Genomic DNA, 13,939 nt, shown 5'->3' on the forward strand with positions numbered 1-13,939 from the left:
GCGCGGTTGCGCGCCCGGCTGCTCCCGCTGCTCGTCGTCCTCATGGCGGGCACCCTGCTCGCGCTCGGCTTCCCGCTCGCCGTGAGCCTGGCCGCCGGGCAGCAGCAGCGGGTGGTCGTCGACCGCATCGACGACAGCGCGCGGTTCGCGGCCCTGGCGCAGTTCGTCATCGACGCCGAGGGCGCCGGGGCCTCGGGAGCCGACGAGCGCCGCGAGACCCTCCAGCTGGAACTCGCCCGCTACCAGGAGCTGTACGGCATCCGGGCCGGCATCTTCTACCGCGACGACAACGCCATGGCGCGCGCCCCCGGCTGGTGGCGGCTGCCCGGCGAGGGCGAGGGCCGGCGCGCCTTCGAGGAGGCGCTGGCCGGGCGGCGCAGCCATGACCCCGCCCAGGTGTGGCCCTGGCAGACGCACGGCAAGCTGCTGGTGGCCTCCCCGGTCGTCCTCGACGGGGACGTCGTCGCGGTCGTCGTCACCGAGTCCCCCACCGACCAGATGCGCGCCCGCACGCTGCGCGGCTGGCTGCTGATCGCCGCCGGGCTGGCCGCCGCCATGCTGGTGGCCTTCGGCGCCGCCCTGCGGCTGACCAGCTGGGTGCTCAAGCCCGTACGGACGCTGGACGCGGCCGCGCACGGCATCGCCACCGGGCGGATGAACTCCCGGGTCGCGACCGCGGGCGGTCCGCCGGAACTGAGACGGCTGGCCCGCTCGTTCAACGAGATGGCCGACAACGTCGAAGAGGTACTGGAGCAGCAGCGGGCGTTCGTCGCGGACGCCTCCCACCAGCTGCGCAACCCGCTCGCCGCGCTGCTCCTGCGCATCGAACTGCTGGCCCTGGAGCTGCCCGAGGGGAACGAGGAGATCGCCTCGGTGCGCACCGAGGGCAAGCGCCTGGCCCAGGTCCTGGACGACCTGCTGGACCTGGCGCTGGCCGAGCACGCCTCCGCCGAGCTCAGCGTCACCGACATCGCGGCGCTGGCCGCCGAGCGGGTCGCCGCCTGGCGCCCGCTCGCGCAGGAGAAGGGCGTCCGGCTGGTGGAGAGCGGCCGGTCCGCCGTCACCGGCTGGGCCGACCCCATCGCGCTGTCCAGCGCCCTGGACGCGGTGATCGACAACGCCCTGAAGTTCACGCCGGCCGGGGAGGAGGTCGAGGTCGCGGTGTCCGCCGAGGGCCGCTCGGCGCTGGTCGTCGTCGCCGACCGGGGGCCGGGGCTCAGCGAGGAGGAGCTCGCCCGCATCGGCGACCGGTTCTGGCGCAGCGGACGGCACCAGAACGTCAAGGGTTCGGGGCTGGGGCTGTCCATCTCCCGGGCGCTGCTCGCCGCGGGCGGCGGGTCCCTCGCGTACGAGACGAACCCGCCGCACGGGCTGCGCGTGACGGTGTCGGTGCCGCGCACCGCACCGCACGACCGCGGCGGGGCGGGCTGAGGACGGGGCCGGGGCCCGGTCCTGGTCTCCTGGTGTCGGTCCTGGTCTCCTGGTTTGGTCCCGGTCCGGCTTACCAGGGGTGGGTGATACGGGCCGGCGCGGACACGTCGTACAGCTCGCCCACCGCGCGCACCTCGACGACGGCCGTCCGCTCCCGGCCCGCGCGCTCGATCCGGGGCACGTGCAGGGCCGTGCCGCAGGTGCCGCCGAGGAAGCGGCGGCTGCCGTCGGGCAGGGCATGGTGCAGCTCGTAGTGGCGTACCGGGCCGTCGGCGCGACGCCAGGACAGCCGCAGGGCGAGCGCGGCGCCGTCGCGCTCGGCGGCGTCGACGGTCGGCGCGGCGGGCGGCCGGGGGCGGCCGCGGCCGTCGCGGTCGTGGACGGTCAGGGCGCCCAGCCGCCAGAGCACGGGCCCGCGGTCGCGGGCGGTGAGCCGGACCGCCAGCGCGTACGCGGTGCGGCCGGCCAGCGGGGCGAGCGGGACCCGGGAGACCTGCCAGCCGGGGGCGGAGGCCCGTCCGGCGGTTCCGGCGGGCAGCCAGGTGTACGGGACGGGCGCACCCGGGGCGGCCGGCTCCCGGGTGGCGATCCCGGCCTCGACGCGGACGGGTCCGGAGCCGGTGCGGTGGACCAGTTCGAGCACGGTGGCCGCGGACAGGGGCAGCCGGGTCGCGTGCAGCCCGACCGTGACGGGCGCGGTCAGGGCCCCCTGGACCAGCAGGCTGGAGCCGCCGCGCCAGGCGTCGGCGAAATCGAGGGTGACGGCGGGGCGGGCGCCGCTGGTGGTGAGGGCCCAGCGGCGGCCGGGGAGCAGGTCCTGGAGGCCCAGGTGACTCCAGGGAGCGGCGGAGGTGACGCGGCCGTGCTCGTACCACCGCAGCCCGTGGCCGGTGGTGAAGGCGCAGCCGAAGGGCAGGGCGGCGACGGTGGAACGGTCGGCGACGACGGCGGCCGGGGGCCGCCACGCGGTGTCGGCGCGGCTCGCGGGGCCGAGGGAGTCGCCGGTCCAGAAGCGGTCGTCGGCGGCGTGGAAGGCTCCGGGGGAGCGGTCGGCCAGGTGGTTGCGGGTCCACTCGGGCCGGTAGAAGGCGTAGCTGACCACGTGGTCGCGGCCGGGCGGCACGATGGCGTCCCAACGGGCGTCGGTGTCCCAGCCCCGGGACTCGACGTCCACGCCCGCCCACAGCTCGTACCGGCTGCGCCCGAGCCGGTCGGCGAGCAGCCCGGAGCCGCGCAGCGTGTCGGGGGTCCAGCGGAAGTCGACGAAGAAGCCGTCGGCCACGGGTCCGTCGCGGTCCTCGTAGAACTCCTGGTTGAGGTGGTTGAGCGCGCCCTGCCAGCGGACCCGGCCGGTGGTGTCCATGGCGTCGTACCAGGTGATCCGGAGCCCGCCGGCCCGGCCGGCGGCGCGCAGGGCCTTGAGGAAGGCCCGCATCGTGGCGGCGAGTTCGCTGTCGCCGCCGTCGGTCTCGGCGTTGACGAACCAGCCGTCGAAGCCGTACGCGGTGGCCACGCGGACCAGCTGCTCGGCGAGCGGGAACCGGCCGGTGGCGTCCCGCTGGACCAGGTCGCGGGTCCAGCGGAGGTCGCCGCCGTAGACGACCGGTGGCAGGAAGACGTTGCCGAGCACGCGGACGCCGTTGCGGTGGGCGGCGTCGGTGACGGGCGCGGTGGGGGCGAGCACGATGCCCTCGCCCGCGGAACCGCCCCAGAAGACGAGCTCGTCGATGTAGGCCCAGTGGCTGAGGGCGTAGGTGTCGGCGGTGGGGGAGCCCTGGGCGGGATGCCCGGAGGTGCCCCCGAAGGAGACGAGCGCGGCGATCCGGGCCTGCCCGGCGCGGGCCGTGGTGTTGGCGGGCACCGGCGTGAAGCGCGGGGCGAGGGGCACGGTGGCGGTGTTGTGGGCGAGATCCGGATCGGCCGCGGGGCTCCAGTCCTTGAGCGAACGCCAGACGATGCCGGGGCCGGGGGTGCCGGCCGGCAGGCTGTCGGGGAACCAGTACGACGCGTACGCCCCGATCCCGGTCGGGGCCGCGGGCACGGCCCCGGTGCTGTTCCCGGCCCCGGTCGCGTGTGCGGTTGCGGTGCCGGTGCCGTCGGCCGCCCGCGCGGTGCCGTTGCCCCACACGGCGCCGGCCACCGCGGCTCCGGTGCCCAGCAGCAGGCGGCGCCGGGTGGGACGGACCGGGGGACCGGGGCGGGGGACGGAGCCGGGGTGGGCGTGCGGGTGGGGCGGGGCGTCGGCGTGCGGACCCGGTTCGCTCTGGGACATGACGTCTCCTTCGGATGGTCGTCCAACGGCCGTACGGGTGGGGGTGGCTCGGGACATGGATCGCGAGCCTCGGGCAGGGGGCCGGCCGGCCGGGGCCCGGGAGGGTCAGAGGACCTCGTCCACGCGGACCAGTTCCGTGATGCCCCGGGCCGCCAGGTGCCGGACGTCGGCCGTGCGGTCCGCCAGGACCACCGCCGGGCGGACGCCCTCCGCGGCCAGGCGGGCCCAGGCCTCGAAGACGGGGCGGCCCGGCGCGCACACCGAGCGGCGGGGGGCCGCCTCCGTGCCCCCGACGTCGGCCACCAGCGCCGTCGACCGCACCCGCGCCCGCCCCGGACGCCCGGCCAGGGCCCGCGCGAGACGCGCCACCGCCCGCCCCGCCGGCTTCACCCGCCGGTCGTTGGTCAGCAGGCCGAGCCCGTACTCCAGCTCCGGGAAGTCCGCCAGCTCCCGCGCCACGTCGTGCGAGCACCACCACGTCACACCCCACACGTCCGTGCAGTCCAGCGCGTTCGTGACCGTCGCCTCGGTGAACGCCGCCGCGTGCTCGGCGGGGATCAGCGGCGCCGGGGCGCCCACCTCCTGGAGCCACACCGGGCGGGCGGGATCGTGCGCGTACGCCTTGGAGAGCTCGATCATGTACGCCGCATGCTGCTCGGTCGCCGTCCCCGCCCACCCGTGCCGCTGCGCCGTGCCGTTGAACACCCACGAGTGGACGGCCGTCGCCGCGCCCAGGCGGGCCGCCTGCGCCACCGTGAAGGGGTGGCCGTCGCGGTACCAGGCCGCGTCGTACGCCGCGTGCACGTGCAAGCGGCCCGGTGCCCCCTTCTCGCACGCCGCCAGCATCCGCGCCAGCCAGGCCTCCGCCTCGGGCCGCGTGATCCGGTCCGGCTCCGGGTGCGGATCGTCCGCGAACTGGTTGATCTCGTTGCCCACGGTCATCCCCAGGAAGTTGGGCCGGTCCGCCAGCGCCGCCGCCAGCGTGCGCAGGTACTCCTCCTGCCCGGCCACCAGCTCCGGGTCGCGGAAAAGGTGGCGCCGGTGCCAGGTGCGCGTCCACGCGGGCAGAAAGTCGAAGCTCGACAGGTGGCCCTGCAGCCCGTCCACGCAGACGTCCAGCCCGCGTGCGGAGGCCGCGTCCGCCACCGCCACCAGCTGCTCGACGGCGCGCGGCCGGATCAGGGTCCGGTTGGGCTGGAAGAGCGGCCACAGCGGGAACACCCGTACGTGGTCCAGCCCGAGCGCGGCGAGCGAATCGAGATCGGCCTCCACCTCTCCCGGATCGAAATCGAGCCAGTGGTGGAACCAGCCCCGCGTCGGCGTGTAATTGACGCCGAATCGCAGTGGCCGGATTCGGGGCGGCGGGTGGGCGACGTCGTTCTCGTGCATGCGGAGTCCCGGGGTCGAGGGCCTGGAACGGGGTCGAGGGCCTGAAAGGGAACACGGGGAATTCGCCGGCGCCCCCACAACGTGCCGCCCCGCCCCGGAGAAAGTCAACAGGGCCTTCGATCCCTTCCTCGGCGGGGTGCGGCGTATGCGCTGCCCACCGCACTAATGCGGTTTAGCCGGTCGATGGAATCCGCCTCGGAAAGGAGGCGCGGGAGGGAATGACGGCGGCGGCGTGCCGGTCCCGGCGGCCGGGGCGCGGGCAGCGGGGACGGGACCAAGACGGTCATCCCGGCGGTCTGCGGGGGCCGGATCGCGTACGGTCCGGCCAGTGCCGTCCACGCACGCAGCCGGAGGGGGATGAGGCAGGTCATGGCGCGCAGACCCACGATCAAGGACATCGCCCGCCGGGCCGGGGTGTCCCAGAGCGCCGTCTCCTTCGCGCTCAACGGGCGGCCGGGGGTGTCCCGGGAGACCCGCGCCAGGATCCGCCGGGTCGCCGAGGAACTGGGCTGGCAGCCCAACAGCGCGGCGCGGGCGCTGTCGGGCGAACGCGCCGGTGCGGTCGGGCTGGTGCTGGCCCGGCCCGCCCGCACCCTCGGCGTGGAGTCGTTCTTCCTCCAGCTCGTCTCCGGCGTCCAGGAGGTGCTCTCGGCGGCCCGCACCGCCCTGCTCTTCCAGGTCGTCGAGGACATCGACGCCGAATGCGCGGTGTACCGGCGCTGGTGGGCGGAACGGCGCGTGGACGGCGTCCTGGTCGTCGACCCGCGCACCGACGACCCGCGCCCGGAGCTCCTCGTGGGGCTGGGCCTGCCCGCCGTCGCCGTCGGTGAGCCGAGGCCGTCGTCCGCGCTGTCCTCGGTGTGGGCGGACGACGCGCGGGCGATGGCCGACGTGCTGGACCACCTGTACGGGCTGGGCCACCGGCGGATCGCGCACATCGCCGGCATGCCGGACCTCGCCCACACCGTGCGCCGGATCGACTCGCTGCGTACGCAGGCCGCCCGGCGCGGGCTGACGGAGGCGGAGGTCCGCTCGGTGCCGACCGACTACTCGGACGCGGAGGGCGCGGAGGCGACCCGGCGGGTGCTGCGGGGGCCCGCGCCACCGACGGCGCTGATCTACGACAACGACGTGATGGCGGTCGCGGGCACCGGGGTCGCCGCCGAACTGGGCCTCGCCGTACCGGCCCGGGTGTCGGTGGTGGCCTGGGACGACTCGCCGCTGTGCCGGGTCACGCACCCCCGGCTGACCGCGCTGGTGCGGGACACGGCGGGGTTCGGGCGGCTCGCCGCGCAGGAACTCCTCGACGTGCTGGCGGGGGGTCCGCCGCGGGCCCGGGAGGGCGAGCAGCCGCGCCTGGAACCCCGCGAGAGCACTGCTCCGCCGCCGCCCGCATACTGAAACCGACCCCTTCGCAGGAGCGCCACCGTGACCACTCCCACCTCCGCCGTCCCCGTACCGCGCGCCGGCGCGCTCCCCGCGCCCGCCGAGGCCGCCGCGGTGTCCGCGGTGTCCGCGGGCCTGACGGTGGCCATCGACATCGGCGGTACGAAGATCGCCGGGGCGCTGGTGCGGCCGGACGGCACGATGCCCGTGACGGCGCGGCGGCCGACGCCGAAGGACGCGCCGGCGGAGGGGGTGCTGGCGGCGGTCGTCGCCGTGATCGCCGACCTGGCCGCCTCCCCGCTGTGGGCCGAGGCGGTCCGGTGCGGGATCGGGAGCGCGGGGCCGGTGGACGCCTCGCGCGGCACGGTGAGCCCGGTGAACATCGGAGCCTGGCGGGACTTCCCCGTCCAGGCCCGGGTCGCGGCGGAGCTGGCCTCGCGCGGCGCGGACGTGCCCACGGTGCTGGTGGGCGACGGGGTCGCGATGACGGCGGCGGAGCACTGGCTGGGCGCGGCGCGCGGCCACGCCAACGCCCTGTGCATGGTGGTCTCCACCGGGGTCGGGGGCGGGCTGGTTCTCGACAACCGGCTCCAGCCGGGCCCCACCGGCAACGCCGGCCACATCGGCCACATCAGCGTGGACTTCGAGGGCGAGCCGTGCGTGTGCGGGGGCCGCGGCTGCGTCGAGGCCCTGGCCTCCGGCACGGCGATCGCCCGCCGGGCCGCGGCGCAGGGCTGGACGGGACCGGACCCGACGGCGGCCGGCGTCGCGGCCGCCGCCCGCGCCGGCGACCCGGTGGCCCTGGCCGCCTTCGACCGCGCGGGCCGCGCCCTGGCGGCGGCGATCGCGGCCACCGCGACCCTGGTGGAGACCGACATCGCCGTCATCGGCGGCGGCGTCGCGGCCGCGGGCAACATCCTCTTCACCCCGGTCCGCACCCACCTGGCGTCGTACGCCACGCTCTCGTTCGTCCGCGACCTGACGGTCGTCCCGGCGGCCCTGGGCACGGACGCGGGCCTGATCGGCGCGGCGGCAGCAGCGACAACCCTCCTGACGAACCCCGCCCCCTGACCCGCACGCCCGGCACGCCCGTCCCCGTCCGCGCACCCGTCGGGACGGGGTCCAGGCCGCGCGCCCGGGAACCACCCACCCCGGGTGGCCGGCACCCCCTGGGTGCGGGCCCGCGCACGCGGTGTTCACCGCTGCACCGAGCGGTGGTCCGCCGCAGCTCCTCCGCCGGCCTGAGGGTCCGCCGAAGCCCTCATGGGCGTTGCCGCCACCGGTACGGCGGTCCGGGGACGGCCGTCGGCCCGAAGGACGGTGCCGGGCGTGGCCCGACCCGGCCCGACACGGTGTCGCGGCCGCCGGCGGCGCGGGTGCGTTCGGCGGGCGTTCCCGCGTCAGGGGCTGGCGGACGGAGATCCCCGCGCCGACCGCGGCGGCGCGTCCCGCGCCACCCGGCGGATACGGCGGCCCGCGTACCGCCGAGGGGCGGGCGTACGGCGTGCCCCGGGCCCGGAGGTCAGTGGGGGTGCCGAGGGTTGGGCGGGGTGGCGTGCCCGGGTTGCGGCGTGGAGCCGGACGGCCGCCGGTCCGGGCGCGGCGTACCCGTGGTCAGGGCTTCACCGAACGGTAGTACGTCCGGGCCCCCTGGTGCAGCTCCAGCGGATCCGTGTAGATCGCCGTCCGTAGATCCACCAGCTGCGCCGCGTGCACCTCGTGGCCGATGCCGTCCCGGCTCTGGATCACCGTCCGGGTGAACCGTTCCGCCAGCTCCGTCTCCGTACGGTCCGTCGTCACCAGCAGGTTCGGCACCGCCAGCGTCGACACCGCCGACGTGTTCCGCGCCAGCGCGTACGCGTCCTGCGGCATCACCGCCGCCCGGTAGTAGTGCGCCGGGCTGCCGCCACCGCCCTGGAGCGCCTCCACCAGGTCGCCCAGCTGCACCAGCCGGATGTCGAACCGTTCCGACAGCTCGCGCACCGCCGTCGTCGGCAGGCCCCCGGACCAGAAGAACGCGTCGATCCGCCCGGCCTGCAGCTCCGCCGGCATCGTGTCGATCCCTATCGGCACCGCCGTCACGTCCGTCGCCGGGTCCAGCTTCGCCGCCCTCAGCAGCCGCTCCGAGATCAGCCGCACCCCGGACCCCGGCTGCCCCACAGCGACCCGCTTGCCCCGCAGGTCCGCCGTGGAGTGGACCGACGAGCCCGCCGGGACGACCAGCTGCACGTAGTCGTCGTACAGTCGCGCGACCCCGCGCAGGTGCTCCGCGCCCGGTTTGCCGTCGAGCCGGTACTTCGCGACCGCGTCGGCCGTCGCGATCGTCACGTCCGCCCGCCCCGTGGCCACCCGCTCCAGGTTCTGCTGCGAGCCCTCGCTCGTCTCCAGGCGTACGTTCACCTCCGGCATGTCCCGGGCCAGCTCCTGCTTCAGCAGCTCGCCGTAGCGCTGGTAGACGCCGGCCCGTACGCCCGTACTGAACGTCAGCTCACCGCGCGGCTGCGACTCGCCGAACGGCCACAGCCACCACGCCAGCACCCCGAGCACCGCCAGCGCGGCGAGCAGGCTCCGCAGCGCGCGGCGCCTGGTCAGCGGGGGGAGTACGAGGGGCATGCGCGCGATCCTGCCACCCGCTCGCCGTCCTGTCACGGCCGGCCGGGTGCCCCGGCGGCCCCCGCCCGCGCCCCCGCCACCGCCGGCAGACCGGCCCGCAGTGCCGCCAGCAGCGCGCGTGCCGCCGGCCCCGACGGGCCGTCGGTACGCCAGGCCAGCGCGACCCGGCCGCTCAGTCCCGGGCCGGTGATCCGCAACTCCCGTACGCCCCCACCGGCCCCCAGCTCCCCACCGGCCCCCGGTTTCCCACCCGCCCCCGCCGGCACCACCGCGACGCCCAGCCCCCGCTCCGCCAGCCGCACCAGCACCGCCGGCGCGGCCGCCTCGAAGTCCACCCGGGGCGTGAAGCCCTCCGCCGCGCACGCCCGCTCCAGTACCGCGCGCACCCCCGTGCCCCGGGGCAGGCAGATCACCGGTCGCCCGCGCAGGCCCGCCAGCCCGACCGTGCCCGCCGTCTCCGTCGCCGACGTCACCAGCGGATCGTCCGCGCGGACCACCGCCACCAGCGGCTCGTCGAGCACCACCTGCACGGTGACCCCCTCGGGCTCCGCGCCGGTGAGCCCGATCAGCGCGACGTCCAGTTCCCCGCGCCGCAGCGCGGCCAGCATCCGCTCCGAGGTGTCCTCCGTCAGCGCCATCTCCACCCGCGGATGCGCGTCGTGGAAGTCGCCCAGCAGCGCCACCACGTCGAACCCGGCCACGGCCGTGCCGGCCGCCCCCGGCAGCAGGCCGATCGCCACGCGCCCGCGCAGCAGCCCCCTGAACTCGTCCGCCGTCCGCCGGATCCCCTCGACCGCCGCGAGCGCGGCCCGCGCGTACGTCAGCACCGCCGCCCCCGCCTCCGTCGGCGTCACCCCGCGCCGGGCCCCGGCCGCACCCCCGGACCGGTCCAGCAGCCGCTGTCCCAGCTCCCGCTCCAGCCGCTTGACCTGAGCACTCACCCCCGGCTGGGAGACGTGCAACCGCTCCGCGGCCCGGGTGAAGCTCCCTTCCTCGACGACGGCGACGAAATAGCGCAGCTGAGCCAGTTCCATAACGAAGGATTCTAGGAAGGAGAAAGACCAGCTCTTGGACTTATGCCCGCCGGACCGCCCAGGCTGGACGCATGACCGAACCCGCCACCCGCAGGGACCTGCGCGCCATGACCGCCGCCGAGCGCCGCGAGCTGGCCGACGTACTCGACTCGCTCCGCCCCGACCAGTGGGACGCCCCCAGCCTCTGCGCCGGCTGGCGCGTCCGGGAGACCGCCGCCCACATGTCGCTGGGCTTCCGCACCTCCCTGCCCGGCTTCGCCGTCGAGGTGCTGCGCTCCGGCGGCAGCCTGCACCGGATGACCGACCGCTGCGCCCGCCGCGACGCCGCCGCCTTCAGCCCGGCCGAGCTGGCCGCGCTGCTGCGCGAGAACGCCGGGCATCCGTGGAAGCCGCCCGTCGGCGGCCCCGCCTCGGGCCTGGGTCACGACGTTCTCCACGGCCTGGACATCACGGTCGCCCTCGGCCTGGACCGGAGGGTTCCACCGGAGCGCCTGCTCCCCCTGCTGGCCGCCGTCACCCCGCGCACGGCGCGCTTCTTCGGCGCCGACCTGGCCGGCGTACAGCTGCACGCCGACGACCTGGACTGGTCCTTCGGAACCGGAACCCCGGTCTACGGCACCGCCCAGGACCTGCTGCTCGTCCTGTACGGCCGGCGGCTGCCCGCGGGCCGTCTGCACGGGGGACCGGAGGGCTCCCGGGTACCGCCTACCCTTGTTGCATGACCAGCAGCGACCGGAGCCAGGCAGTGGGCGTGAACAAGAGCTATGAGATCCGCACCTACGGGTGTCAGATGAACGTGCACGACTCCGAGCGGCTCTCCGGTCTGCTGGAGGAGGCGGGCTACGTCCGCGCGCCCGAGGGGGCCGGCGAGGGCGAGGCCGACGTCGTCGTCTTCAACACCTGCGCGGTGCGCGAGAACGCCGACAACAAGCTGTACGGCAACCTCGGCCGGCTCGCCCCCATGAAGACCCGGCGCCCCGGCATGCAGATCGCCGTCGGCGGCTGCCTGGCCCAGAAGGACCGCGAGACCATCGTCAAGAAGGCCCCCTGGGTCGACGTGGTCTTCGGCACGCACAACATCGGCAAGCTGCCGGTGCTGCTGGAGCGCGCCCGTGTCCAGGAGGAGGCGCAGGTCGAGATCGCCGAGTCGCTGGAGGCCTTCCCCTCCACGCTGCCGACCCGTCGCGAGTCCGCCTACGCCGCCTGGGTCTCCATCTCGGTCGGCTGCAACAACACCTGCACCTTCTGCATCGTCCCGGCGCTGCGCGGCAAGGAGGAGGACCGCCGCCCCGGCGACATCCTCGCCGAGATCGAGGCGCTCGTCGCCGAGGGCGTCTCGGAGATCACCCTGCTCGGCCAGAACGTCAACGCCTACGGCTCCGACCTCGGCGACCGCGAGGCGTTCAGCAAGCTGCTGCGTGCCTGCGGCGAGATCGAGGGCCTGGAGCGGGTCCGCTTCACCTCCCCGCACCCGCGCGACTTCACCGACGACGTGATCGCCGCGATGGCCGAGACGCCGAACGTCATGCCGCAGCTGCACATGCCGCTGCAGTCCGGCTCCGACACCGTCCTGCGGGCGATGCGCCGCTCGTACCGGCAGGAGCGGTTCCTCGGGATCATCGAGAAGGTGCGCGCCGCGATCCCGCACGCCGCCATCTCCACCGACATCATCGTGGGCTTCCCCGGCGAGACCGAGGAGGACTTCGAGCAGACGATGCACACGGTCCGCGAGGCCCGCTTCGCGAACGCCTTCACCTTCCAGTACTCCAAGCGCCCCGGCACCCCGGCCGCCGACATGGAGGGGCAGATCCCCAAGGAGGTCGTCCAGGAGCGCTACATGCGTCTGGTCGCCCTCCAGGAGGAGATCTCCTGGGAGGAGAACAAGAAGCAGGTCGGCCGGACCCTGGAGGTCATGGTCGCCGAGGGCGAGGGCCGCAAGGACGGCGCCACCCACCGCCTGTCGGGCCGCGCCCCCGACAACCGCCTCGTCCACTTCACCAAGCCGGAGGCCGAGGTCCGTCCGGGCGACGTCGTGACGGTCGAGATCACCTACGCCGCCCCGCACCACCTGCTCGCCGAGGGCCCGACGACCTCGGTGCGCCGGACCCGGGCGGGCGACGCCTGGGAGAAGCGCAACGCCGCGCCCGCCCAGCTGGCGGGGGTCATGCTCGGCATCCCGACGCTGGGCGTCCCGGCGCCGCTGCCGGCCGCGACCGGCGGCTGCTCCATCGGCTCCTGACACCGGCCGGCTCCTGACGTCGCCAACTCCTGGCCGCGCGTACGTCCAACGCCGGGTGGTGCTGGCTCCGGGGGGTCAAGGTCCCGGGGCGCGGCCGCCCCCGGGCCTTGGCGCGCCTCCGGCCGCCGGGCGGCTACGCTGCGGATCATGCTCGTAGCCGCCGCCGTCTGCCCCTCGCCCCCGCTGCTCGTGCCGCAGGTCGCGGCCGGGGCGGCCGGGGAGCTCGCCGATGCCCGCACCGCCTGCTCCGACGCGCTCGCGGTGCTCGCCGCCGCCCGCCCCGACCGGCTGGTCGTCGTAGGACCCGCCGACGAGGAAGGACTCGGACCGCATCCGCAGGGCGCGCGCGGCACCTTCCGCGGCTTCGGCGTCGATGTCGACGTGACGCTCGGCGACGGCCCCGGGGCCCGGCGCGAACTGCCCACCTCGCTCGCCGTCGGCGCCTGGCTGCTCCAGCGGGTCGGCTGGAGCGGCGCGCCCCTCGAAGGGCTCGGCGTCGGCGAAACCCTGGCGCCCGAGCGGTGCCTGGCGGCCGGCCGGGAGATCGCGGCCACCGACCGGCGCGTCGCCCTGCTGGTCATGGGGGACGGCAGCGCCTGCCGGACGCTGAAGGCCCCCGGCTACCTCGACGAGCGGGCCGAGGGCTTCGACGCCGAGGTCGGCCGTGCCCTGGCCGCGGCCGACATCACCGCGCTCGCCGCCCTGGACGCCGAACTCGCTCACGAACTCAAGGCCGCCGGCCGGGCCCCCTGGCAGGTGCTCGCCGGCGCCGCCGAATCCGCGGCCCTGGAGGGCCGACTGCTCTACGAGGACGCCCCGTACGGCGTCGGCTACTTCGTCGCCACCTGGGCCTGAGGGCCACCTGGCGAGACCCGGCCGGGCCCGACGGGGCCCGGCGACACCCCGTACGCCGTCCGCACGTACGACGTCCCCCTACGCCCCGCACGCCGCCTGCCCGTGACGAAGGGGCGGTGGGCCGACCCGGCTCCCCGCCCCTTCCGCGATCACGTCACGACGCCGCCGGCGGCGGGGTCGACCCGCCCGGACGGTCCTTGTGCGCGATCTTGCCGAGGGTGTCCTTCGCCTTGCCCGTACCGCTCGCTATCTTGTCGCTGTACTTGCCCTTGGTCCTGGAATCCACGGCCTTCGCGACCTTGTCGAGCCCCTCACCGATCCGGCCCTCGTTCTTCTGTGCGAGGTCGCCGACCTTGTCCTTGGCCGGCGCGAGCTTGGCCCTCAGATTGTCCAGCAGGCTCATGGGTCACCTTCCCGTGGCGTAGCTACTTACGGGCGCCCTCGCCGGCCTCGTTGTCCGCGGCCTTGTCCGCCGACTGCTGCTTGGGGATCTCCACGCCCTCCGGCGCGGTGCTCCCCGCGGCTGCCTCCGTCGCGGTCCCGGCCACGGGCTCCTCGGCCTTCGTCTCCTCCGCCCCGTCCGTGCCGTCGACCACGTCCACCGACTCGGCCGACGGCGTCGCCGCCGCGGCCTCCTCGGTCGACGCCTCGGACTTACGGCGGCGGAACCGGCTGAAAACGCCCATGTCTACTCCCTTAACGGTACTCGTGCGAGTGAAG

The 13,939-nt window shown here is 75.7% G+C and carries 12 protein-coding genes; 6 read left to right on the top strand and 6 right to left on the bottom strand.

Going from position 1 to position 13,939, the window contains the following annotated elements; genetic code table 11:
- Positions 1-6 precede the first annotated feature (6 nt).
- The gene (locus ACZ6KO_RS00190; RefSeq protein ID WP_469298076.1) at positions 7-1,431 is read left to right on the top strand and encodes a sensor histidine kinase; all 1,425 of its coding nucleotides are present in this window, start codon (positions 7-9) and stop codon (positions 1,429-1,431) included.
- A gap of 70 nt (positions 1,432-1,501) precedes the next feature.
- On the opposite strand, the gene ACZ6KO_RS00195 is transcribed toward ACZ6KO_RS00190, so the two are convergent.
- Complete coding sequence (locus tag ACZ6KO_RS00195; RefSeq protein WP_469298079.1) at positions 1,502-3,703, bottom strand: endo-beta-N-acetylglucosaminidase; 2,202 nt, start codon at positions 3,701-3,703, stop codon at positions 1,502-1,504.
- A gap of 105 nt (positions 3,704-3,808) precedes the next feature.
- Positions 3,809-5,092, bottom strand: coding sequence for a glycoside hydrolase 5 family protein (locus ACZ6KO_RS00200; protein WP_469298081.1), 1,284 nt, complete (start codon positions 5,090-5,092; stop codon positions 3,809-3,811).
- Between the two features lie 369 nt (positions 5,093-5,461).
- Here ACZ6KO_RS00200 and ACZ6KO_RS00205 point away from each other — a divergent pair, with 369 nt between their 5' ends.
- A complete protein-coding gene (locus ACZ6KO_RS00205) occupies positions 5,462-6,493 on the top strand; it encodes a LacI family DNA-binding transcriptional regulator (RefSeq protein WP_469298084.1) in 1,032 nt (343 codons plus the stop codon).
- A gap of 108 nt (positions 6,494-6,601) precedes the next feature.
- Entirely contained in the window at positions 6,602-7,549 is a 948-nt protein-coding gene (locus tag ACZ6KO_RS00210) for an ROK family protein (protein WP_469301412.1), read from the top strand.
- 543 nt (positions 7,550-8,092) lie between these two features.
- Here ACZ6KO_RS00210 and ACZ6KO_RS00215 read toward each other — a convergent pair.
- Both ACZ6KO_RS00215 and ACZ6KO_RS00220 read right to left on the bottom strand, forming a co-directional pair.
- Positions 8,093-9,091 (bottom strand): TAXI family TRAP transporter solute-binding subunit, encoded by a 999-nt coding sequence (locus ACZ6KO_RS00215; protein WP_469298087.1) that lies wholly within the window; start codon positions 9,089-9,091, stop codon positions 8,093-8,095.
- A 32-nt stretch (positions 9,092-9,123) separates the two neighbouring features.
- Positions 9,124-10,125, bottom strand: coding sequence for a LysR family transcriptional regulator (locus tag ACZ6KO_RS00220; RefSeq protein ID WP_469298090.1), 1,002 nt, complete (start codon positions 10,123-10,125; stop codon positions 9,124-9,126).
- Between the two features lie 71 nt (positions 10,126-10,196).
- Here ACZ6KO_RS00220 and ACZ6KO_RS00225 point away from each other — a divergent pair, with 71 nt between their 5' ends.
- The 3 genes from ACZ6KO_RS00225 (at position 10,197) to ACZ6KO_RS00235 (ending at position 13,219) form a co-directional block, all read left to right on the top strand.
- Complete coding sequence (locus ACZ6KO_RS00225; RefSeq protein ID WP_469298092.1) at positions 10,197-10,847, top strand: maleylpyruvate isomerase family mycothiol-dependent enzyme; 651 nt, start codon at positions 10,197-10,199, stop codon at positions 10,845-10,847.
- Positions 10,844-12,364 (top strand): tRNA (N6-isopentenyl adenosine(37)-C2)-methylthiotransferase MiaB, encoded by a 1,521-nt coding sequence (gene miaB / locus ACZ6KO_RS00230; RefSeq protein WP_469298094.1) that lies wholly within the window; start codon positions 10,844-10,846, stop codon positions 12,362-12,364. Before ACZ6KO_RS00225 ends, miaB begins: the two co-directional genes overlap by 4 nt.
- A gap of 147 nt (positions 12,365-12,511) precedes the next feature.
- Complete coding sequence (locus ACZ6KO_RS00235; protein WP_469298096.1) at positions 12,512-13,219, top strand: class III extradiol dioxygenase subunit B-like domain-containing protein; 708 nt, start codon at positions 12,512-12,514, stop codon at positions 13,217-13,219.
- Positions 13,220-13,373: 154 nt separating this feature from the next.
- Here the strand turns inward: ACZ6KO_RS00235 and ACZ6KO_RS00240 are convergent, their stop codons facing one another.
- Together ACZ6KO_RS00240 and ACZ6KO_RS00245 are read right to left on the bottom strand one after the other, a co-directional pair.
- A complete protein-coding gene (locus ACZ6KO_RS00240) occupies positions 13,374-13,622 on the bottom strand; it encodes an antitoxin (protein ID WP_469298098.1) in 249 nt (82 codons plus the stop codon).
- 22 nt (positions 13,623-13,644) lie between these two features.
- A complete protein-coding gene (locus ACZ6KO_RS00245) occupies positions 13,645-13,905 on the bottom strand; it encodes a hypothetical protein (RefSeq protein WP_469298101.1) in 261 nt (86 codons plus the stop codon).
- Positions 13,906-13,939 lie beyond the last annotated feature (34 nt).

The sequence above is a fragment of the Streptomyces sp. NPDC042102 genome (genome assembly GCF_055582305.1).